At 68.2% G+C, this 22,729-nt stretch carries 16 protein-coding genes and 1 tRNA gene; 2 read left to right on the top strand and 15 right to left on the bottom strand.

Translation table 11 applies throughout. The features are described 5' to 3' along the window. Window positions 1-13 precede the first annotated feature (13 nt). The 11 genes from ABL312_RS00875 to ABL312_RS00825 all read right to left on the bottom strand — a co-directional run bounded on the left by ABL312_RS00875 (window position 14) and on the right by ABL312_RS00825 (window position 11,256). Window positions 14-1,690 carry a thiamine pyrophosphate-binding protein gene (locus ABL312_RS00875; RefSeq protein ID WP_349359486.1) on the bottom strand — a complete coding sequence of 559 codons (1,677 nt, stop codon included), beginning with the start codon at window positions 1,688-1,690 and terminating at the stop codon, window positions 14-16. 165 nt (window positions 1,691-1,855) lie between these two features. Beyond that, window positions 1,856-2,236, bottom strand: coding sequence for a hypothetical protein (locus ABL312_RS00870; RefSeq protein ID WP_349359485.1), 381 nt, complete (start codon window positions 2,234-2,236; stop codon window positions 1,856-1,858). A gap of 461 nt (window positions 2,237-2,697) precedes the next feature. Beyond that, window positions 2,698-3,246, bottom strand: coding sequence for a GcrA family cell cycle regulator (locus tag ABL312_RS00865; protein WP_349359484.1), 549 nt, complete (start codon window positions 3,244-3,246; stop codon window positions 2,698-2,700). 271 nt (window positions 3,247-3,517) lie between these two features. After that, complete coding sequence (locus tag ABL312_RS00860; RefSeq protein WP_349359483.1) at window positions 3,518-3,940, bottom strand: hypothetical protein; 423 nt, start codon at window positions 3,938-3,940, stop codon at window positions 3,518-3,520. A 172-nt stretch (window positions 3,941-4,112) separates the two neighbouring features. Continuing rightward, window positions 4,113-4,568, bottom strand: a complete 456-nt coding sequence (locus ABL312_RS00855; protein WP_349359482.1) for a hypothetical protein — start codon at window positions 4,566-4,568, stop codon at window positions 4,113-4,115. A 99-nt stretch (window positions 4,569-4,667) separates the two neighbouring features. Continuing rightward, window positions 4,668-5,471: a methyltransferase domain-containing protein gene (locus ABL312_RS00850; RefSeq protein ID WP_349359481.1), complete on the bottom strand. Its 804-nt coding sequence runs from the start codon at window positions 5,469-5,471 to the stop codon at window positions 4,668-4,670. 224 nt (window positions 5,472-5,695) lie between these two features. Then, entirely contained in the window at window positions 5,696-7,942 is a 2,247-nt protein-coding gene (locus ABL312_RS00845; RefSeq protein ID WP_349359480.1) for an EAL domain-containing protein, read from the bottom strand. 412 nt (window positions 7,943-8,354) lie between these two features. Then, window positions 8,355-9,269, bottom strand: coding sequence for a LysR family transcriptional regulator (locus ABL312_RS00840; RefSeq protein WP_349359479.1), 915 nt, complete (start codon window positions 9,267-9,269; stop codon window positions 8,355-8,357). A 327-nt stretch (window positions 9,270-9,596) separates the two neighbouring features. Beyond that, window positions 9,597-9,673 (bottom strand) — tRNA-His (locus tag ABL312_RS00835). Between the two features lie 261 nt (window positions 9,674-9,934). Then, the gene (locus ABL312_RS00830; RefSeq protein ID WP_349359478.1) at window positions 9,935-10,456 is read right to left on the bottom strand and encodes a phasin; all 522 of its coding nucleotides are present in this window, start codon (window positions 10,454-10,456) and stop codon (window positions 9,935-9,937) included. A 413-nt stretch (window positions 10,457-10,869) separates the two neighbouring features. Then, entirely contained in the window at window positions 10,870-11,256 is a 387-nt protein-coding gene (locus tag ABL312_RS00825; RefSeq protein ID WP_349359477.1) for a phasin, read from the bottom strand. 551 nt (window positions 11,257-11,807) lie between these two features. On the opposite strand from ABL312_RS00825, the gene ABL312_RS00820 reads away from it, so the two are divergent. Both ABL312_RS00820 and ABL312_RS00815 read left to right on the top strand, forming a co-directional pair. After that, the gene (locus tag ABL312_RS00820; RefSeq protein WP_349359476.1) at window positions 11,808-16,235 is read left to right on the top strand and encodes an ATP-binding protein; all 4,428 of its coding nucleotides are present in this window, start codon (window positions 11,808-11,810) and stop codon (window positions 16,233-16,235) included. 138 nt (window positions 16,236-16,373) lie between these two features. Next, window positions 16,374-17,336 (top strand): threonine dehydratase, encoded by a 963-nt coding sequence (locus tag ABL312_RS00815; RefSeq protein WP_349359475.1) that lies wholly within the window; start codon window positions 16,374-16,376, stop codon window positions 17,334-17,336. 49 nt (window positions 17,337-17,385) lie between these two features. On the opposite strand, the gene ABL312_RS00810 is transcribed toward ABL312_RS00815, so the two are convergent. The 4 genes from ABL312_RS00810 to ABL312_RS00795 all read right to left on the bottom strand — a co-directional run bounded on the left by ABL312_RS00810 (window position 17,386) and on the right by ABL312_RS00795 (window position 22,379). Further along, window positions 17,386-18,675: an FAD-binding oxidoreductase gene (locus tag ABL312_RS00810; RefSeq protein ID WP_349359474.1), complete on the bottom strand. Its 1,290-nt coding sequence runs from the start codon at window positions 18,673-18,675 to the stop codon at window positions 17,386-17,388. Window positions 18,676-18,691: 16 nt separating this feature from the next. Continuing rightward, window positions 18,692-20,089 (bottom strand): aspartate aminotransferase family protein, encoded by a 1,398-nt coding sequence (locus ABL312_RS00805; RefSeq protein ID WP_349359473.1) that lies wholly within the window; start codon window positions 20,087-20,089, stop codon window positions 18,692-18,694. 89 nt (window positions 20,090-20,178) lie between these two features. Beyond that, window positions 20,179-21,576 (bottom strand): glutamine synthetase family protein, encoded by a 1,398-nt coding sequence (locus tag ABL312_RS00800; RefSeq protein WP_349359472.1) that lies wholly within the window; start codon window positions 21,574-21,576, stop codon window positions 20,179-20,181. A gap of 80 nt (window positions 21,577-21,656) precedes the next feature. Next, complete coding sequence (locus ABL312_RS00795) at window positions 21,657-22,379, bottom strand: GntR family transcriptional regulator (RefSeq protein ID WP_349359471.1); 723 nt, start codon at window positions 22,377-22,379, stop codon at window positions 21,657-21,659. Between the last annotated feature and the right edge of the window lie 350 nt (window positions 22,380-22,729).

Raw genomic sequence — 22,729 nt, 5'->3', positions numbered from 1 at the left:
CGACTGGACCGCCTTACCCGGCGCGGATCTCGCTCAGGCTCTTCACCGGCGTGATCGCCTCCGGATCGAGCTTGAGGTGCAGCAGCGCGGGCTTGCCCGAGGCCAGCGCCCGTTCGAACGCCGGGCCGAAGGCCTCCGCCGTCTCCACCGTTTCCGCGTGGGCGTCATAGGCGCGCGCCAGTGCCGCGAAATCCGGATTGACCAGCGTCGTCGCCGACACGCGCCCCGGGAAGTCGCGCTCCTGGTGCATGCGGATCGTGCCGTACATCCCGTTGTCGACGACCACCAGCACCAGCGCCGCCTTTTCCTGCGCCGCCGTGCCGAACTCCTGCATGGTCATCTGCAGGCAGCCGTCGCCGGCAAAGCAGACGACCGTCCGCTCGGGATACTTCAGCTTGGCGGCGACGGCGGCGGGCAGGCCGTAGCCCATCGAGCCGCTGGTCGGGGCAAGCTGCGTGTTCATCTCGTGGAAGCGGTGGAAGCGATGCACCCAGGTCGCGTAATTGCCGGCGCCGTTGGTCAACACCGCGTCGCGCGGCAGGTGGCTCTCCAGCCAGTCCATGACATCGGCCATCTGCAGCGCACCGGGCACGCGCGGACGCGCCCCCGACCACGCGAGATAATCTGCATGGGCAGCCTCCGCCGCGCCCGGCCAGGGGCATTCGACCGGGGGCTGAACGGCCTCCAGCGCCGCGCAGAAGCCGTTGGGCGAGGCATGGATCGCCAGCGCCGGACGATAGACGCGGCCGAGTTCCTCCGCACCGGCATGCACATGCACCAGCGTCTGCGCCGGCACGGGAATGTCGAACAGCGTGTAGGACTGGCTCGGCATCTCCGACAGACGGCCGCCGACCAGAAGCACCAGATCCGCCTCGCGGATGCGCGCAGCCAGCGCCGGATTGATGCCGATGCCGACGTCGCCCGCATAATTGGGATGGTCGTGATCGAACAGCATCTGGCGGCGGAACGAACAGGCCACGGGGAGATCGAAGCGCTCGGCGAACCGCGTGAAGGCGGCGCGCGCGGGCTCGCTCCAGCGGCTGCCGCCGAGGATCGCGATCGGGCGTTTCGCCGCCCACAGCCGCTTTTGCAGATCGGCCATCTGGGTCAGGCCGGGATGGGTCTCGACCGGCACGAAGGGCGCAAGGTCCGGCACGCCCGCGCCTTTCGCCAGCACGTCCTCGGGCAGCGCCAGAACGACCGGCCCCGGGCGCCCGGAGGTGGCCGTGTGATAGGCCCGCGAGAGCATTTCGGGAATGCGCGCCGGATCCTCGATCTCGGCCACCCATTTGGCGATGCCGCCGAACATCTGGCGGTAGTCGACCTCCTGGAAGGCGTCGCGCCCGCGCATGCCCGTCTCGATCTGGCCGACGAAGAGGATCATCGGCGTGGAATCCTGCTGTGCCACATGCAGGCCGGCGGCGGCGTTGGTGGCGCCCGGGCCGCGCGTCACCATGCAGATGCCCGGCATCCCGGTCATCTTGCCCCAGGCCTCGGCCATCATTGCCGCGCCGCCTTCCTGGCGGCACACGGTCACGGGAATGCTGGCGTCATGCAGCGCGTCGAGCACCGGCAGATAGCTTTCGCCGGGAACGCAGAACACCCGTTCCGCCCCGAGTTGCTCGAGCGCGCGCACCAAAAGCGCGCCTCCCGGTGCCGTCGTCCCTTCCGCCTCCGAGATCCTGTCCATGACCTGCCTTTCCGGTTGTTTTCGCCCCGCCGATCCGCGTTCTCCGGATATAACCCCGGATGCGCGCCGCAATCAAAAGCAGGAACGGCGGCAACCCATTCCAAAACGGAATGAGCAACCGCCGTCACGGCATTATCGCGCGGTGCAGGTCCGGGACCCGGACGATCACAGATCCTGGACGGTCACCACCTGGAAGGTGTGCAGGTCGCCGTCCTCGTCGCGGATGGAGACGTATTCGCCGGGGCGGAAGGGGTGCGAGCCGAAGCGGTAGCCCGCCTCGTCGTCCTCGTCGCCGCCGATGTCATAGTGGAAGGCCCAGGAGCCGCCCGGACGGTGCAGCAGATGGCCGATGTCCTCTTCCTCGTCGGCCCAGAAGCGACGCACCCGGCATTCGTCGCGGTGCTTCTTCCATTGCACCGCGTCGATGTGATCCTCGGCATCGAGCGGCGCGATGAACTCGTAGCCGTGCCGCGACGAGCCGTTCGGAAATTCCTTCGTGCGGGCCAGGTTGAGCCGGATCTTCTTCAAGCCATGGTGTGCGGTCATGGGCGCACCGTCTCCTTCGTCACAGCATTGGATGTGCCCCCAGTGTCGCCGCCGCGGCGCCGGAAGCAATGCGCGAAATCAAAGTCCTGCCGCTTGTGCACCGGTGGTCGCACCGGCGCGGCCGCCCGTCACGACTCGCGCGCGTCCCACGCAGGCTAAGCCGGAGAAGAGGGAGCGGAGCGGCACGTCGCTTCGGATGCCCGGGAGCAGGAACCGCCTTTTCGGGGCTCCCCGATCCCGGCTTTCCGCTGCGCTCCAGCCGGGACGACGCGCAGGAGTACGCGCGGCCCGGCAGCGCAGACAAAAGGTGGGGCTGGAACACCAGCCCCCGCGCGGTCCGACCGCGCAAACAAAAAAGGCGGGGCTGGTGTTCCAGCCCCGCCAGGGGTCAACATCGGCTGCTTGGGAGGGAGACCAGACGACGTCGTACCCGTGTACGCTTTGCGAGCGCGGGCCGCGGCTCAGCCGGCGGCGCGGATGGCCGGGAGCGGCGCCTCGATGCGCTGCTCGGCCGTTGCCGCCGGACGACGACGGCGCACGCCCTGATAGGCGAGGCGATGGTGGAAATCGCAGTAGGAGCGGCCATTGTCCGCGTCGCGGCTGCAGAAGTGGAAATCCGGGTCGGCCGGATCGCCGATCGGCCACTTGCAGGAGCGGCTGGTCAGCGTCATCAGCGTCATGCGATCTTCGGCACTGACGTCGCTGTGCTCGATCTCGAACGCCGAGCGCTCGAGTTCCAGATCGTAGCGCTTGCGGTACTGGACGTCGGAGGCATTGTCGCGGGCCGCCGGCTTGCTGCCGACCAGCGCGAGCGAAGGCTTGCCCCGCTGGATACGCGGCTTGGGACGATGGCTCGTCGCCGGCGAGCGCTTCGGCAGCCCCATGCGGTGGGCCTTGCCGATCACCGCGTTGCGGGTGATGCCGGCCATGACATAAGCGATCTGGCTGGCGCTCAGGCCCTGCAGCCAGAGCTTGCGCAACAGATCTTCGCGTTCCTGGGTCCATGCCATAGTGATGCCCCTATTCTTCTGCTTCTTCTGCCGGCCAGCCCGTCACCAGAACGCGATACACAGGTGCCCTGTCCGGTGCCGCGCATGCCCGCGCCGCGCCGGTTCCCAGCCGTTCGTTTGTGCCTAAAGCGATCGAGACCGCCGTGATCCTCATGCCGCGGGTTCGCCCCGCGTGGTTCGTCGTCGGCCAGTAAGCTCGACCTCGACTATGCGTATTTTATAATTAACAAAACCTTAACGCGTCAATTTTTTCATGTTTTCAAAATGATTATTACTTCCTTTTCTCCAGTATTATTGAAGTGAGAGACCCAACAAGAATATCAATAACATCATTCTGAAATCTTTTATTCACCTCTGCTTTTTCCTGCTCAGGATGGGCGAAATTCATCTCACCGGAAACAGAAAACAAAAGCTTCTGGTTCTCTTTTCGCATGTCAAGGATCCCGTCCGAACACATTTTCTCGATCTTTCGGCGTACAGTCGAATAGGGAATATCGGTTTCCTCCGATATCATCTCAATATCCGCATCGATCTTGTTGGCATTCGCGATGGCAATCGTGGTCAGGATCATAAGTTGACCCAGATCCTTGACTTCGTATTCCTCCATGAAGCGGAACATGAGACTGAAGAACATCTCATAGAGACGCAGGATACGGTGCGCCTGGGTCGACAGCGCGTCGCCTGAGTCGGTCATCCCATCCCCCTTCAGTGTTTTGTTTCGTCAATTTGACGAAGCATGCCGATTCAAGGGCGCGTTTCAACGCGCTGCAACGCCCGGACGTAACCGAATCGACAGGTTACGCCCTGTAAATTGGGGGCAACCGCGCGTTTTCCACATATTTGGGCAAAACGCCTCTTGCCAAGCCTCAATCATTGGCGATGTCGAAGACGGTGCGCATGAGCGCGCGGACCATGTCCGCGGACATGTCCGGCGGAGCGCCTGGCGCGCCCGTGTCGTCGAGATGGGCCGCGTCCGCCGCCGGCGTCCATTGAAAGACGACCGACTTTCCCCGCCGCCCCTTGGACACCAGCCCGCGTTCCAGATAGGGGCGCAGGCGCCGCTCCACGGTCGAGCGGGAACTGTCCAGTTTCTCGGCGAGCAATTCGGCATCGACCGGGGCACCGCGCAGGTCGCCCACGGCCACCAGCACGAGCATGAGCACGTCGCTCACGTCGCGCACCTGCAGCCGGTCCTGCATCTGCAGCGTCAGATCGTAATAGGCTTCCAGCAGCCGGCGCAGGCGATAGTCGGCCGCCCCCGAGCCCGTTACCGAGCCGCTTCCTGCGCCTTCACCTGTGCCTTCTCCCGGCCCCTCGGCCATTGCGTCCCCGCCCCCGGCTTGCGTCCGGGGCCAGAGTGACGCGAAGGCGTGTGCGCCGCAAGCGGCGAGGCGGCCGGTGTCCGTCGGCCGTTCGCCACCTCAGGGACGAACGGCCCGCGCCATATGCGCGGCGACGGGAAAGGACAGCGACCCGTCCGCCGCCACATGCGGCGCGAGCGCCTGTTTCATGTCGGCGACGATCAGGTCGATCACCGGCTGCTTGAGCGTCACGCCGGAAAAGGGGAACCACCCCTTCACGTCCGACAGCACAAGGGCTTCCACGGAGGGAAACCGCGCCGTGATCGTATGCGTGCGGATGGTCGGCGCGGTCGTCCCGGCGGCGCGGAACACCGCCTCGAGATCGCCCTCGCGGCCGAGCGAGAAGGCGGCGCGCAGCGCCTGCGACAGGACCGGCCCGATCCACTCCCCGTACCGTGCGGCGATCGTGTCATAGACCGGGTTTCGCTCCAGGGCGTCGAAGACGAGCACCGTCAGCGCGCCGCCCGGCGCCAGCACGCGCCACATCTCCGACAGCGCGGCCTCGGGATCGTCGAACAGCATCACGGCGAACTGGCAGACCACATGATCGAACCGTTCCGCCTCGAAGGGCAGGCAAGCGGCATCCGCCCTCTGCCAGCCGATCTCCGGCGCGCCACGCCGCGCGATCTCCAGCATCGCCGGGTTGGCATCCACGCCGACGACGCCCGCCGGATCGCCGAGTCGCGCGGCAAGCTCCTGCGCCAGCACGCCCGTGCCGCAGGCCACGTCGAGAAGCCGCTGCCCGCGCAGCGGCGCGACTTCGTCTGCCGCTAGACGGGCGAAGCTGCGAAACACCGCCGCCACCAGCAAGTCGTCGAAAGCGGCGGCGGCCTGCGTCATCTCCGGCGCGGTCGTTGCGTCCATCTCCATCTCCCGCTGTCTCTCCCGCGGTGGCCGTGACCATCCGTGCCACCGTGTTTCACGCCAGGGGTCGGCGGCGCCCGCCACCGCGCCTGCGAGAGCGCGCGGGCGCGGCCGTCAGGGGGACGACCCGCGTGCATTTTCGGCGAGGATGAGCGAGAAGTGCAATTTCGGATTGCATTCATGAAAGACGATGCGCGACCTATCCGGCTGTTTGGCGGTCGCGCTCAGCCGCCGTCGCCTGCAGCGCGCGCGTCGGGCGCGGCGAGCCGGCGGGCGAAGGCTTCGGCCGGCAGCGCCGGGTCGAAGAGAAAGCCTTGCGCCTTGCGGCAGGCGATCTTCTTCAGAAAGGCCAGATCCGCCGGCGCCTCGACGCCCTCGGCCACCATGCGCAGTCCCATGCTGTGCGCCAGATCGACGATGGCCTTCACGATCACCTGGCCCTCGGGGTTGTCCGCGATCCCGACGATGTAGTCCCGGCCGATCTTGACCCCCTCGATGCGCAGGTCGCGCAACCGGGTCAGCGATGCGAGACCGGAGCCGAAGTCGTCGTGCAGGATCGTCACGCCAGCCGCGCCGAGGGCCTTGAACACGCGCTCGATCCGTCCCGGCTCGTCGCTCAACAGGACGTCCTCGCGGATCTCGAAGCGCATCGCTCCGCCTGGGATGCCAAGCGCCCGCAACCGCTGCAGGACGTCCTCCACGAAGCCCGGCGCCTGCAATCGCGCGGCCGAGACATTCAGGCTGACGATCCCGGGATCGAGGCCCCGCGACCGCCAGGCGCCGACATCCTGCGTCACCAGACGAAACATGGTCTCGTCAAGAAGCCGCACGCAGTCGGGGTCCTGGAAGGCGGCGCCGAACACGTCCGGTCCGAGCCAGCCGTCATCGGTGCGGATGCGCGCCAGCGCCTCGGCCCCCGCGATCCGGCCGCTGTCGAGATGGACGATGGGCTGGTAATGCGGCTCCAGCACGCCGGTGCGCACGGCCGTGCGCACCAGATCCACGGCGGCCCGACGACTGTCGAAGACCGTGCCCACCTCCGCGCTGTAGCCGCGCACCATGCCACGGCCGGAGCGCTTGGCCCGGTAGAGCGCCATGTCGGCGCATCTCAGCAGATCTTCCGGCGTCCCTGCATCCTCCGGCGCGCGCGCGACGCCCACCGAGGCGCCCACATGCAGGGTCGCGCCGGAGAAGACGATGGGCACGCGGATCGCGCGCAACAGATCTTCCGCACGCCGGTCCAGCGCTGCGTCGTCCGCCTCGACGGTCATCAGGATCGCGAATTCATCGCCACCGATGCGCGAACACAATCCCTCGTCCGCCGTCCAGTCGCGCAAACGCGAAGAAACGACGCGGATGACCTCGTCGCCCGCCTGATGGCCGAAGGTGTCGTTGGTCTGCTTGAAGCCGTCGAGGTCGATCAGGATGAGAGCAAGCGCGCGTCCGCTCCGCGCCGCCGCCGCGAGGTCTTCCGCCAGGCGCATGTTGAACCGCGCCCGGTTGGCCAGTCCCGACAGTGCGTCCACATGCGCGCTTTCCCAGAGCCGGCGTTCGGCCTCGTGCTGCTCCGTGACGTCCTGGATGACCCCGCTGATCTCGCGCGTCTCCGCCTCCGGGCCGGCCCCGGCCTGCGGCGGCGCGCCGGTCACCTCGCCGATGAAGCGAACGCGCCGGTCGCGGCCCCGTGCCGTGCGCAGCGTCGCCTCGATGAAGAAGGGCTCGCCCGTCTCCAGCGCCGAGGAGATCGCCTCGGTGACCTTGTCCGCCTCCGCGCCCGGATAATAGGCGATGGCCTCCGCAAGGCCCGGCGGATCGCCCACAGGCAGATCATGGATGGCGAAGACCTGCTCCGACCAGGTCAGCTTGCCCTCTGCAACATCGACCCGCCAGGCGCCGATTTCCGCCATGGTCTCGATCTGCCGCAGCAAGCGTTCGCGCCGGTCCGCCGCCGCGCGCTGGCGCTCGGCCGTAGCAGAGGCGCGATAGGCGCGCAGGAGCCCCTCGACCACGGTCGCAAGCCGGCGCAACCGGTGCAAGGGCACCTCCGCGGCCCGGCGCGGGACGGTGTCGATGACGCAGAGGGTGCCGATCGCATGCCCGCCGTCGGCATGAACCGGACAGCCGGCGTAGAAGCGGATGCCCGGCGCGCCGGTCACCAGAGGGTTGTCGCGAAACCGGGGGTCTGTCCGCGCGTCCTCGACCACCATCATATCGTCCTGCAGGATCGTATGACGGCAAAAGGCATTCTCGCGCGGCGTGCCGTCGATCTGCAGCCCGACGCGGGCCTTGAACCACTGCGCGCGCTCGCCGATGAGAGACACCAGCGATATGGGACACGACAGCATGTCCGCCGCCGTCTCGACAATCGCGGTGAAGGCCGGATCGTCCGGCGTGTGCCATATGCCGAGCGCGCGAAGCGCGTCGAGCCGCGCCGCTTCGTCTCCCGGCACGGGCTGCGTTGCATTCACCACTCCGCGCGCTCCTCAAGGATCGCCTGTCTGGGGTCGCCTGCCAGGGGGCGCCTGCCAGGGATCGCCTGCCAGGGATCGCCTGTGCGGGGTCCCCCGTCAGGGGTCGCCTGACCGCCGACCGCCCGGCGATGCATCCACCGCGCCGGCCCGCCTGACGACCCGTCCGTCGTGCACCGAGCCCGTCGGTCATCGGGGGTATCTCGGTTCGACGCCCCCCGTTTCAAGACCTGCCGGCGCGCATCGGCCCGCGTGGTTAGCAAAGCCTTGCGTGCTCGTTCTGCCTCCCCCGGGGCTGGCGCCCGCGCAGCCCGCGGTCGCTTTCATCGAAGGTCGAGTTTGCGGCGAGTCGCGCGCCCGAGAAAGCGCGGCCCGACCCGGCGAGTGGAAAGGCGGGCGGCGCGGTCCGCGTCCGTCAGGCGGGCGTGGCGAAGACGTCCTTGATCCGGTCTTTCATCCAGCGGTGGCCGGGGTCCTGTTCGCAATCGCGATGCCACACGAGATGCCATTGCTGCGCCGGGCGCTCGAGCGGCAGGTCGAAGAGCTTGAGGCCGAAGGCGGTCCGCAGGCTTTCGGCCATCGAGCGCGGCAGCACCGCGAAGAGATCGGTGCGCGCGACGAGCCCCGGCAGCGACCACAGACGGGTCACCGTGCAGGTCATCGTCCGCGCCACCTGCTTTTCGCGCATCTCGCTTTCGGTGTGCGTCGTGCGGCGCAGGCTCTCGTCCAGGCTGGCGAGACGCACGCGCGGCATGTCCTTCAGCGTGAAACGTTCGACCGCGCCGAACTCCGGATGATCGGCCCGGCACACCAGACAGACATCCTCGTCGAACAGATAGGCACTGGTGACATGCGCATCGTGAATGGGGTTCGGAACGATGGCGAAATCGGCGCGCCGCGACGCCAGCGTCTCGGCGATGTCGATGTTGAACAGCGGCGCCGTGCGAAAGGCGATCCCGTACCCCTTGTCGACGACGTCCGAGATCAGCGGAGGCAGCAGCTGAAGCTCGATCGAATCCGGCAAAAGCAGCGAGAAGACCCGGTCGCTGGTCACCGGGTCGAAGCCCTGCCCGACGTCGATCGATGTCTCGATGGCCTGCAAGGCCTGGCGAACGGCCGGCGCCAGCCGGTCGGCGCGCGGCGTGGGGACGTAGTCGCCGCCTTTCCGTTCGAACAGCGCGTCGTCGAGATGCTCGCGCAGGCGTCGCAGCGCATTGCTGACCGCCGATTGTGTGACCCCGAGCTTTTCCGCCGCGCGTGTGTTGCTGCGCGTTGCATAGACGGTGTCGAACACCAGAAGAAGGTTGAGATCCAGCCGCCGCAAACTCACGAATTCGATAACTTTCGTCTCGAGAGAATTTCGGCAAAAATAACAAGGCTGAAGCCACGTTCAAGTGAACAATCAGCTGCAGGCCTGTTTTTTTGAAGCTGTCATTTTTCTTGTGAACCGGGCGTGTTTTTCAAGCTTATGGTGCAGCGCAAGAACAGCGCCGACAATCGAACGCCCGAGCCGGTCAACGGATCGCGAGCGATCGGGCGCACAGGCGCGATCGGGCGCACAAGCCGGCATCCGCTCCGGCAGGGTCTGGCAATCACGATTTTGCTGATGATGACCGGGATCTGAAAATGCTCGGGGAAACGGTCGAACCCGAGAAGATGGTACAGACGGTTGGATTTGAACCAACGACCTTCGGAGCCACAATCCGACGCTCTAACCAACTGAGCTACGTCTGCACTGTATTTCGGTGGCGGAACCTAGTTTGAAACCGCGCCGAATGCAAGAGGGGCGCACGCGCGCGGCGCTCTCGTCCACAGCCGGCGCGAAGCGCGCCTTGCGGCCCGGCACAGGGGCCGGAAATGGGGCCGGAACAAGAGGCAGCACAAGAGGCAGCACAAGGGGCCGCCCGGCAAAGAAAAACCCGGCGCCACAGGGCGCCGGGTCGTGCCGGACAGAGCCCGGCGTGTTGGGTCGCGGCCTTTTCCGCCGCGCAGGGCTTACGCCGCCTTGAAGTCCTTCGACGCCTTCTCGACGGCGTCCTTGACGGTCTCCGTCATCTCGCTGCCGAGCTTGGTGGACAGCTCCTGCATGTCCTTGGCCTGGGCGGTCAGCGTCTCGAACTGGCTGCGCGCGAAGCTCGTCTGCAGCTCGATCATGTCGGCGACGGACTTGACCTCGAACAGATCCTTCACGAACTGGAAGGTCGCGTCGGTGTTCGTCTTGGCGTTGTCCACGGCCTTGTGGTTGAAGTCGAGGACGCCGCGACGGGTCGTCTCGAAGCTGTCTTCCATCATGTCCGTGGCTTCCTCGGCCATGGTCTTGAACTTGGCGTAGGCGTCGCGTGCCTGCTCGATGCCCTTTTCCGCCATCTCGCGGGAAACGGACGGGATTTCCATCTTCGGCATGGTGAACGCCTCGAAATTCGGGAACGGGGTGACCGTCGACTCGGTCGTCTTGGCGGTCTTGGCGCGGGCCGTCTTCGGCGCCGGCGCCGCGGCTGCGGTCTTGGTTTCGGTCATGCTTTCAACTCCTTTGGCCGGAATGGATGGCGCCACCCTTGGCGCCGTGGCCGGAAAAGAACTTGCGACCACCACACGAAACGCATTGTGCTCGCCATCTACGATGGCCTTATCTAGCAAAGCTTATTGTGCAATGCAACATAAATTTTGCATCGCACAAAACACTCGATTTTCCAGAGATATAGAAAGCGCCGTCCCGCATGGGGACCCGGGATGGAGGCACCCGGACCGTCACGCCTTGCAGCCACTCTCGCGCCGGGCGCGCCAATGATCGTCGAGCGTGGCAAAGGTCGCGCGTGGCGAAGGTCGTCGACCGCCGCCTCGGGCCCGCCGCGCGCAGCAATGCGAGGCGGCCCGGCATCGAACCCGGCCTGGGCGCCGTCGCCGGTCGGGCGACGGCGCGCCGCGTGTCGTCAGGGCTTGCCGGCCTTGGACGCCTGCTGGGCGGTCTTCGAGGCCTTGTCGCCGAGGTCGCGGACCTGCTCGCCGAGCGCTTCCATCTGCTTGCGCATGTATTCGCCCTGCAGCTGGAGCATCTGCTGCGGATCTTCCGCGCGCACCATCTTCTGGGCCAGATCGAAGGCGGCCGCCACATGCTCCTCGGTGTATTCGAGCGCGGTGCGGCTGAAGTCGTCGGCGCCGGCCTTCACGGTCTTGGCCGATTCCTCGACCGAGCCGATCGTCTTGCGCATCGTCGCCATGTATTCGTCGAACGCCTTGCGCGCCTGCTCGACGCTCTGGTCGGCCATCTCGCGCATCTGATCGGGGATTTCGAAGCCGGTCTTGTCGCTCTTCGTCACGTCACTCTCCTTGATCTGGCCGTTGATCTGGCCGTTAGTCCGGCCACCGCCATGCAGGGTCCCGGCATCCGGGTTTTCGATGTCACCACCGTTCACCACACTGCGGACCAAGAACCCGTCGCAACGGGTCGATCCCCGCAGAGCCCTCGCCGACGGACATCCGTCGACAGGCTTTCACCGGTGACCGTCGCCGGGGCCCGCCACGGTCTTCCGGCCAAAGGCAACCGCGTGCCGGTGTCTAGCGATCCTAGATGAAATCCCGATGAAACGCATCCCGATCGGGCACATCCATTCGGCGCAGACGGGCGAGCATTCGAGGGACCCGGTGAGCGGTCGCGGGCGCGATCCCGGCCGCGCGTTCCGGGCGTCCGCGCTCCTGCGCGACGGCACGCGATGTTAACCAGCTTGCAAGAGTCTGGGCTGCAAGGGGGCCTGTGCCGTGGACGACTCGACGCGAAACCGATATTTACGCTTTATTTACTGCGTAATGAGTTTGCCCGATCGGCTTGCGGACTTGGCAGACTGGCTGCAACGGCGGAGATGATGTGTCCATGACCAGCCAAATCACCAGCCAGGTGAGCACCTTCATGGCGTTGAGCGGCCTCGCCGCGACCAACGCTCTCCTGGACGATCCGCGCCCGGCCTGGGTGTGGGGCGACGACGGCAAGTCCATCCTGTGGTCGAATCCGGCCGGCGCGGCCTTTTTCGGCGTCCGCTCGCTCGCCGGTCTGGCGGATCTGTCGGGCCTGTCGCGCGCGCCTGCGCGTCCGCATATCGCCCGGGTGGCGGCGAGCGGGGCGGAGGATCGCGACACGACCGAACGCCTGCGCTTCTATCGCGGGCTTCGGGTGATGCTGCTCACCTGCAGCTGCCGCCGCCTCGCGCTGCCCGGCGGGGGCAGCGGCGCGCTGATCATCGCCAATGACGCGCCGACCGCCGCCCGCGGCGCGCCCGCGGCCACCGATCTTGTCGCGCTCGTGGACAACGCGGCACTCGGCGCGGCCATGCTGTTTTCCGCGGACGGGTCCCTCGCCGCCCATGTCGGCCCGCTCGACCCGCCCCCCTTCGACACGGTGCGCGCACGCCTGCAGAGGGCCAAGCATGTGCCCGTGCGCACCGACCTGCCGGTCGGCGACGCGCACCATGCGGCCGCCATCCTGACGCTCGACGGCGGCGAGGTGCTCGTCACCCTCGCCGCGCAGCCGTTGCCGGACAGCGCCCCGGACACGGCCCCGGGCACCGCCCCGGATGCGGGTACGGACGAACGCGCCGAGACGCAGGACGGCGACGCGCCGGACGAGAGCGAACGCCCCACGGCGACGCCCGACGACACGACACGCGATGCGCCCGCGCCCTCGCGTCGGCGTGGCTGGAGCGCGGCCGCCGGCGGCCTGTTCGGCTTTGCCAGCGCCACCCGCTTCCTGTCGCCCTCGCCTTCCGCCGACCGTCCGACCGCCGACGCGCAGGAAGCCAACACGCCCCCTCCGAGCGTCGACACCACGCCGGAGGAGACCGTGGCGGCGTCAGAGGTGCCCACCGCCGACGTTGCCGCCGACATGGCGTCGGAGCCCGCGCAAGAGACGCCGGAAACGCCCGACGGCGGACCGGAAGCCCCCGACGTCGGCGATGCGGCCATGGCCTCCGAGACCGAACCGCCGGTGGACGATGTCCCGACGGATGTCCCGGCCGAAACCGCGGACAGGACCGGCGCGGATGCGCCGGTCACGCCGGAGGCGGAAGACGCGTCTGCGGAGCGGGTCGCCGCGCCGGAGGACACATTCGGCACAGATGACGACGCCCATGGCGACACGCCGGAGAATGCGCGCGCCGAGGCGCCTTCCGTCGCCGACGCCACGCAGGACGCGCCCGAGGACGCATCCGAAGACGAGACTTCCGAGGATCAAGCCGGCGACGGCGACGCGGCGGAGCCCGGCCCGGATGCGGAGGATCTCGACGCGGTGTTGAGCGCGGATACCGCCGATTCCGGCTTCGTGTTCGCGCCGCGCGGGCGCCCGGTGCGCTTTGCCTGGAAGATGGATGTCGACCGTCGCTTCACCTTTCTGTCGCCGGAGTTCGCCGAGGCGCTCGGCCCGGAAGCGGCGGATGTGGTCGGGCTCACCTGGGACGAGGTGGCCGAGCGCTTCGATCTCGACCGGGACGGACGGGTGGCCGCCGCGCTCAAGCGCCGGGATACCTGGAGCGGGCGCTCCGTCGACTGGCCGGTGAGCGGCGCGGCCCTGCGCGTGCCGGTCGACATGGCCGCGCTCCCGGCCTTCGACCGCTTCCGCGTGTTCGAGGGCTTTCGCGGCTTCGGCGTTTGCCGCACGGCCGATGCGGTGGACGATCCGGATGCGCTCGGGCGCAGCCTGACCCGCGAGCCGCCGGCGCAGGCGGGGGCCGCCCTGACCGCCGGACTTGCGGCGGATGTGACCGCACCGGACCACGGAACAGCCGACGAGACGGGCGACGATACGGACGGCGAGCCGGGTGAGGCGCACGCGGAGCCTGCCGCGACCGAAGACGATCGGACCGGGGATCTGCAGGCCCCGGACGAGCGCGCCGAAGGGGGGCCGGACGCCGATCTCTTCGCCGACGCGGGTGACGCGCCCGCGAGGGATGTCGAGGCTGCCGACGCGGAGAGCGTGGGAGACGACGCCAACGCCGGCATGATCGCGGCCGGCGCGGATGCGCTCGCGGACGACAGCCCGACGCCTCTGGCGGACGACGCGCCGGCGCAGCCGGAAGAGCACGCTGAAGATCGCACGGAGGCAACGCCGGACGCGACGGCCGGGGCCGACGAGACCGACGCGCGCGACGACCACGCGGCGGCGGACGACGACGCGACGGCTCACCCTGAGGCCGACGCCGGCGAACCCGAGACGGCCGAAGGGGTCGATGCGGCCGACGCGGCAGACGCGCCGGGCGAGCACGCGGAGATCGATGCCGGGATCGAGGCAGGCGGCATCGCCGCCGACGACGACGGGACGCAGGACGCGACCGTCGACGACACGCCCTCCAAAACGGTTGCAGAAACGCCCCCCGCAACACCGGAGACGCCGCCGCTCACCCCGCCGGCCGAAGATCCGGCGCTGGCCACCTCGCGCCTGTCCCGGCCGGAGCGCGAGGCGTTCCGCAAGATCGCCGAAACGCTCGGCCGCACGACGCAGGCCCCGGCCGACGCCACGTCACCGGACGCCGGCGGGGGCATCGAGCGGACGGTCGATCTTCAGGCCGCCGATCTTCAGGCCGCCCTTGAGACGTCCGGAGAGGCGTCCAGCGAGACAAGCGGGGAGACGGATCGGGACGCGGACGGACAGAGCGACGAGGCGCCCGCATCCCCGGATGCGGCCCCGGATTCGGCCCCTGACGCGGCAAATGTACATCGCCTGCCGCTGCGGGCGACGGGCGCCGCGTCCGGCGACGCAGCGGATGCGGATCCGGACCTCGATCCCGAGACCGACATGGCGGCGGGCATTCCCGACACGGTGCGCACCCGCCTGCTCGACCGGCTGCCGGTCGGCGTGGCGATCGTCGCCGGCGACCTCGTCGGCTACGCCAACGCCACGCTGCTCGACCTGCTCGGTTTCGCGGACCTCCGCCAGCTCAACGACGCGGGCGGGCTCGACGCGCTGTTCGCCGAGCCGGAGCACTGGCCGAGCACGGTCCCGGGCGCCGAGACCGAGCGCACCATGCGCCTCAATCTCGCCGACGGCAGCACGCGTCCGGTCAAGGCCCGGCTGCATGCCGTGCCATGGAACGGCGAAACGGCGCTGATGATGTCGCTGCTGGACCGCCACGACCCGGCCCAGGAGGCCGCCCTCGACAAGCTGCACGAGGTGCAGACCGCGCTCGCCAGTGCCGAGGCGCATCTGTCGGAGATGGATGCCGTTCTGGAAACCGCGACCGACGGCGTGCTGATCCTCGACGAGGCCGCCGGCATCGTGAAGGTGAACCGCTCCGCCGAGGCGCTGTTCAACGCCAGCCGCGACGACATGGTCGGCGAGGATCTCACCAGCTTCCTTGCCCCCGAAAGCCACCGCGACGCGCGCGACTATTTCGACGGGCTGGCCAAGAACGGCGTCGCCAGCGTTCTCAACGACGGGCGCGAGGTGATCGGCCAGGTGTACGGCGGCGGCCTCATTCCGCTGTTCATGACCATCGGCCGCGTCGGCGCGGCCCCCGACGGCCTGCATTACTGCGCCGTGCTGCGCGACATCACCCAGTGGAAGACGGCGGAGGAGGAACTCACCGACGCCAAGCGCCAGGCGGAGACGGCCAGCTCCAAGAAGTCGGATTTCCTCGCCAAGATCAGCCATGAGATCCGCACGCCGCTCAACGCCATCATCGGCTTTTCCGAAGTCATGATGGAAGAGCGCTTCGGGCCCATCGGCAACGACCGCTACAAGGGCTATCTGCGCGACATCCACAATTCGGGCTCGCACATCATGAGCCTGATCAACGACCTGCTGGATCTGTCGAAGATCGAGGCGGGCAAGCTCGACCTCACCTTCGAGGCGGTGTCGGCCAACGACATCATCCGCGAATGCGTCGCCCTGATGCAGCCGCAGGCCAACCGCGAGCGCGTGATCATCCGCGCCAGCCTGCCGGGCTCCGTGCCCTCCATCGTCGCGGACGGGCGCTCGATCCGCCAGGTGGTGCTGAACCTCCTGTCGAACGCCATCAAGTTCAACCAGCCGGGCGGTCAGGTGATCGTGTCCACCGCGCTGGAGGACAGCGGCGAGGTGATCCTGCGCGTGCGCGACACGGGACTGGGCATGAGCCAGAAGGATCTGGAATCGGCGATGGAGCCGTTCCGGCAGTTGCACACCGCCCGCCACGGCGGCGGCACGGGCCTCGGCCTGCCGCTCACCAAGGCGCTGGTGGAGGCCAACCGGGCGAGCTTCCGCATCGATTCGGAGCTCAATCAGGGCACGCTGGTGGAGATCACCTTCCCGCCCCAGCGGGTGCTGGCCGAATAGGCCGGCCAGATCGCAGCGCGCCGATTGACGCGGGCAGGACGCGCGGGCCACTCTGCGGGCTCCCGCCTTGCCGCTCGGCCCGTGCCGTTCAGCCCTTGCCGTAGAGCCCGTGCCGTCCAGACCATCCCGGAGACCGCCATGCTGACCCTCGCCGCCATCGAGGACGCCGCCGATATCGTCTATCGGGCGATGCGTCCGACCCCGCAATACGCCTGGCCGCTGCTTGCCGAAGCGGTGGGGCGCACGGTCTGGGTCAAGCATGAGAACCACACGCCGACCGGCGCCTTCAAGGTGCGCGGCGGTCTCGTGCTGCTGCGCGACATCGCCGAACATGCGCCGCGCGGCGCCGGTGTGATCTCCGCCACCCGCGGAAATCACGGCCAGAGCCTCGCCTTCGCCGCGCGCCGCTATGGGCTCGCCTGTCACATCGTCGTGCCGCAGGGCAACTCGCGCGAGAAGAACGCCGCGATGACAGCCTTCGGCGCCAATCTGATCGAGCATGGCGAGGACTTCGACGCCGCCAAGGCCCATGCGGCGATGCTGGCCGAGGAGCAGGGTCTGATCATGGTGCCGAGCTTCCACGCCGATCTGGTGCGCGGTGTCGCCACCTACGGTCTGGAGTTCTTCCGCGCCGTGCCCGATCTCGACGTGGTCTATGTGCCCATCGGGCTGGGCTCGGGCATCTGCAGCCTGATCTCCGCGCGCGACGCGCTCAACCTGACGACGAAGATCGTCGGCGTCGTTTCCGACAAGGCGGACGCCTATGCGCGTTCGCTGGAAAGCGGACGGCTCACCGAGACGTCGAGCGCCGCGACCTTCGCCGACGGCATGGCGGTGCGCTGTCCCGACGAGACGGCGCTCGCCATGATCCGCGCCGGGGCGGAGGACATCGTGCGCGTCAGCGACGACCAGGTGGCGGACGCCATCCGCCTCTACTACCGCACCACCCACAACGCCGCCGAGGGCGCCGGCGCCGCGCCGCTCGCCGCGCTGATGGCCGACCGGGTGCGGGGCGCGACGCCGGGCGTCATCCTGTGCGGGCAGAACATCGACACGGACAAGATGGTTACCGTGCTGCAGGGCGGCACGCCGGCGCCCTGAACGCCGGCACCCTGAACGCCGGCACCCTGAGGGGCACCGCGCTTCACTCCTAGAGCCGGTCGCGCAGCGCGAACCAGCTCATGGCGAGCACCAGGATCGGCCAGCGCAGCGCCCGCCCGCCCGGGAAGCGCGGGGTCGGCAGCGCCGAAAAGACATCGAAGCGGTCGCTGTCGCCCAACATCGCCTGCGCGGTGACGTGGCCGCAAAAGCCGGCCATGGCGACGCCGTGCCCGGAAAAGCCCGCCGCGACATAGACGCCGGGCCGGCTGCGCGTCAGGCAGGGCAGGCGCGACTGGGTCACGCCGAGCGTTCCGCCCCAGGCATGTGAGACGGGCACGCCGGAAAGCTGCGGGTAGACATTCGCCAGATGGCCGCGCACGAAGCGCTCGATATCGGGCGGAAAGCCCCGGCGATAGGTTTCGCCGCCGCCGAACAAAAGCCGGCGGTCCTGCGTCAGCCGCCAGTAGTAGACCACGAAGCGGCTGTCGGAGACCGCCTCGCGTCCGGGGATCAGCCGGTCGGCCTGCTCCTGCGACAGCGGCTCGGTCGTCAGGATGAAATTGTTGATCGGCATGACGCGGGCCTCGCTGTCCGCGTCGATCCCGGCGAGATAGCCGTTGCCGGCGAGCAGCACATTGTCCGCCTGTACCGCGCCCTGACCGGTGCGCACCTCGACGCCGCCGGCATGATCGACGAGCCCGGTGACGGGGCTCGCCTCATGGATCGCGCCGCCGGCCGCCTCCAGCGCGTCGGCGAGCCCTTGCGCGAGCTTCAGCGTGTGCAGGTGCCCCGCGCCCGCGTCGCGCACGCCGCCGAAATAGGCCTCCGTCCCGATCGCCGCACCAAGCTCCGCACGCGTCAGCGGCGCGAGCTTGTCGTAGCCGTAGTCGCGGGCGAGCTTCTCGGCGTAGTCCCATTCCTCGGCGACGAAGTGTTCCTTGTGCGCCGCCTCGATCAGGCCGGGCATCCACTCGCAGTCGATGGAATACCGCTGCCGCCGGTCGTGCAGCAGCGCCTTGGCGTCCTCCGCCATGGTCCACAGGTGGCGCGCCGTGTCCTTGCCGAAGGAGGCTTCGAGGAAATGCTGGTCGCGCCTCTGTCCGCTGTGCAACTGCCCGCCGTTGCGCCCGCTTGCGCCCCAGCCGATCCGGTTGGCCTCGAGCAGAACGACGGAGCGCCCCGCCTCGGCGAGCGTCAGCGCCGCGTTGAGTCCGGTGAAGCCGCCGCCGACCACGGCGACATCGGCCCGCACCGTGCCCGCGAGCGGCGCCCGCAGACCGCGCTCGGGCACCGTCGCGGCATAATAGGACGGCGCATGCGGATGCAGCAGATCGGTCATCGGCGGCCCCCTTGCCTCAGGCCGCGATGCGCCCGTCGCGCTTCAACGCCGCATAGGTGTCGTCGAGCGTGCGTTCGGCGCGCGCGACCAGGTCGTCGGCTTCTTCATGGGTCAACACCAGCGGCGGCGAGATCACCATGCTGTCGCGCACGCTGCGCATGACCAGCCCGTTCGCGAAGGAGATGTCGCGGCACAGGGTGCCGACCTCGCCGACCGGCTGGAAGGCCCGGCTCCGGTCACCCTTGGCCGGCACCAGTTCCAGCGCGCCGATGAGCCCCACCATGCGCGCCTCGCCGACCAGCGGATGATCGCCCAGCGCGCGCCATTTCTTCTGCAGATAGGGCCCGATGTCATCGGCGACCCGGCCGACGAGGTTCTCGCGCTGGATGATCTCCAGATTGGCGAGCGCCGCCGCGCAGCAGGCCGGATGGCCGGAGTAGGTGTAGCCGTGGAAGAACTCGCCGCCCTTCTCGATGAAGGCATCGGCGACGCGGTCCGACACCATCACGCCGCCGATCGGCAGATAGCCGGAGGACAGCCCCTTGGCGATGGGCATCAGATCCGGCTCGACGCCGAAATATTCGGACCCGAACCAGGTGCCGAGCCGGCCGAAGCCGCAGATCACCTCGTCGACGACGAGCAGAATGTCGCGCTCCTTGCAGATGCGGGCGACTTCCGGCCAATAACTGTCGGGCGGGATGATGACGCCGCCGGCGCCCTGGATCGGCTCGGCGATGAAGGCCGCCACCGTGTCTCCGCCCAACTGGTCGATGGCGCGTTCGAGCTCGCGCGCCGCCTTGAGGCCGAAATCGTGCGGGCTCATGTCGCCGCCCTCGCCGAACCAGTAGGGCTGGGCGATGTGGTGCACGCCCGGCAGCGGCAGGTCGCCCTGTTCGTGCATCGCCGTCATGCCGCCGAGGCTGGTGCCGGCGAGTGTCGAACCGTGGTAGCCGTTCCAGCGGCCGATGATCGTCTTCTTTCTCGGTTGGCCCATCAGGTCCCAATAGGTGCGGACCATGCGGAACACGGTGTCATTCGCCTCGGAGCCGGAGGAGGTGAAGAACACGCGGTTGAACTGCGGCGGGGTCAGTTCCGAGAGCTTTTCGGCAAGCGCGATCGCCGGCGGGTGGCTGGTCTTGAAGAAGGTGTTGAAATAGTCGAGCTCCAGCATCTGGCGATGCACCGCGTCGGCGATCTCGCGGCGGCCATGACCCACCTGACAGCACCACAGGCCGGCCATGCCGTCGAGATAGCGGTTGCCGTCGCTGTCGGTCAGCCAGACGCCGTCGGCCTCAGTGATGATGCGCGAGCCCTCGCGATTGAGCGCGCCGGTGTCGGTGAAGGGATGGATGTGGTGCGCCGCATCGCGCGCCTGAAGATCCTTCGTCGGATAGAGGTTGGATGCACCGGACATGGCGTGCTGATCTCCCGATTGCGGCGGCGCCGGGGGCGCGCGCCGTGAAACACTGTCGAAAAGGCCGGACGCGGTGAGGCGGCAACGCCTCACACGTTGAGGAGCAGGTATTCGCGCTCCCAGGGGCTGATCACCGCCATGAAGGTCTCGAATTCCTCCTGCTTGATCGCCCGATAGGTCGCCACGAATTTCTCGCCGAAGACCTCGTTGAGTTCCTCGCACTCCTCGAACATCGCCACCGCCTCCAGCAGGCCGCGCGGCAGCGCGTGCATATGGTCGCTGGAGTATCCGGTGCGCGGTTCGTCGGGGGTGAGCTTCTGCATCATGCCGAGATAGCCGCAGGCAAGCGAGGCGGCGATGGCGAGATAGGGATTGGCATCCGAGGAGGGCACGCGGTTTTCCAGCCGGCGCGCCGCGGGCTTGGCGTTGGGCACGCGCAGTCCCACCGTGCGGTTGTCATAGCCCCAGAAGACATTGACCGGCGCCGTGCTGTCGCGGGAAAAGCGGCGGTAGGAGTTCACGTAGGGCGCCATGATGCAGGTCACCGCCGGCAGGAAGGCCTGATGCCCGGCGATGAAGGACAGGAACTCGCGGCTCGCCTCCCCGTCCTTGTTGGAGAAGATGTTGTCGCCGGTCTTCTTGTCGATCACCGACTGGTGGATGTGCATGGACGAGCCGGGCTGGTTCGACATCGGCTTGGCCATGAAGGTGGCGTACATGTCGTGGCGCAGCGCGGCCTCGCGGATGGTGCGCTTGAACAGGAACACCTGGTCCGCGAGCTCCAGCGGATGGCCGTGACGCAGGTTGATCTCCATCTGCGCCGCGCCCTCCTCGTGGATGAGCGTGTCGATCTCCAGCCCCTGCGCCTCCGACAGGTCGTAGATGTCGTCGATCAGATCGTCGAATTCGTTGAGCGCCGAGATCGAATAGGACTGACGCCCGACCTCGGGGCGGCCCGAGCGCCCGGTCGGCGGCTCCAGCGGATAGTCCGGGTCAGTGTTCGGTCGCACGAGGTAGAACTCGATTTCCGGCGCGACGAGCGGCTCCCAGCCCTCGTCCTCGTAAAGTTGCAGGACGCGCTTGAGCACGTTGCGCGGCGCCGTCTCCACCGGAATACCCTCGCGGGTATAGGCGTCGTGGATGAGCTGGGCGGTCGGATCGCTTTCCCAGGGCACGGTCGTGAGTGTCGCGTAATCGGCCTTGAAGAACAGGTCGCCGTCGGTCGGATTGTGCTGGAAGCGCTGGTCGTCGGGCGGATAGTCGCCGGAAATCGTCTGCGCGAAGATCGACGAGGGCATCGTCATGATGGGGCCGGAGAAGAATTTTTCCGTCGGCATCATCTTGCCGCGCGCCACGCCGGCGAGATCGGGCACGATGCACTCGATATCCTCGATGCCGCGCTCCGAAAGCCAGATCCGCGCCTCGTCGAGATCGGCGACGCCGCGCAGGCTGTCGACCTTCGGTTGCGCCTTCTTTTTTTTGCTCACGATTGTCACCTGTCCCAACGCGGCGTGGCGACACCGGTCGACCACGCACCCGCGCATTTGTGATCACATTTTCGCCGATGTCAATCGGCGGCCCCGGCCGCGCACAGCGCGCCCCCCTCATCGAGAAGGTCCATCCCGCAGCGGATGTCCCCGGCCACCGCGGCGCGCAAGGCATTGGCGTCGCCCGCCCGAACCGCCTCGATGGCCTCCTTGTGGTGGTCCTCCAGCGCGGCCGTTCCCACCCGCCCGTATACCGTTCGCATGAAGGGCGCAAACTGCAGCCACAGGCTTTCCACCAGCGGCAGCAGAACCTCGGACCCGGCCGCGCGATAGATATAGAAGTGAAAGGCGAAGTTTTCGCGCATGTAGGTCTCCGCATCGCCGCCGCGCAGGCTGTCGTCGACGCGGTCGTCGATCCGCCGCAGGACGTCGGCGTCGCGCGCGCCGAGCCGCGCGCCGGCGGCCAGCGCCAACTCCGGTTCCAGCAACAGCCGCGCCTTGAGCAGTTCCGCCAGCCGCTCCGCGGTCATCGTGGGCACCTGGATGCGGCCGTTGGCGCGGATTTCCAGCGCCTGGCCGGCGGCGAGCGAGCGCACCGCCTCGCGCACCGGCATGGGGCTGACGCCCAGATCCTGCGCCAGTCCGCGCAGGGTCACCGACCGCCCCGGCACGAAGCGCCCGCTCAGCAACGCCTCGCGCACCGCGCGCTCCACCCGGTCGCGGGCGGACGAGCGCCCGGGTCGGTCGGGGGCGGGCGGCCCGGGCGGCGGCGTATCCGCAAGCGCCTTTCCACTGTCGGCCATCGCTGCCGTCCTTTCCTGGGCCCGGGGTCGCGTGCCCCGGAGCCTTTCATGTCGAAGGGGCCCACCCTGACAGGCCGCTTGACACTCCCGCACCTACGTGATCACATTTTTCAGTTCGCGGCAATCGCGCCCCGTCCACCCGCCCCGCGCGGCAGGCCTCACAACCTGTGTTGCACGCCTGTGCCACACTCAAGGGAAGACCGGGAGGGGGATCGGGACGGGCGCGCGCGAAACACCCCTTCGGCCACCTCGGGCGCCTTCGGCACCCCGCGGCTTCAGGCCCTGTTTCAACGCCTCTCCGGCCCGGCCCCGGCACAGTCCCGGGCCCGGCGCACAAAGGACCGTCCGAT

It is taken from the genome of Stappia sp. (assembly GCF_040110915.1).
Taxonomy (GTDB): domain Bacteria; phylum Pseudomonadota; class Alphaproteobacteria; order Rhizobiales; family Stappiaceae; genus Stappia.
This window is presented reverse-complemented; position numbering and strand designations above follow the sequence as displayed.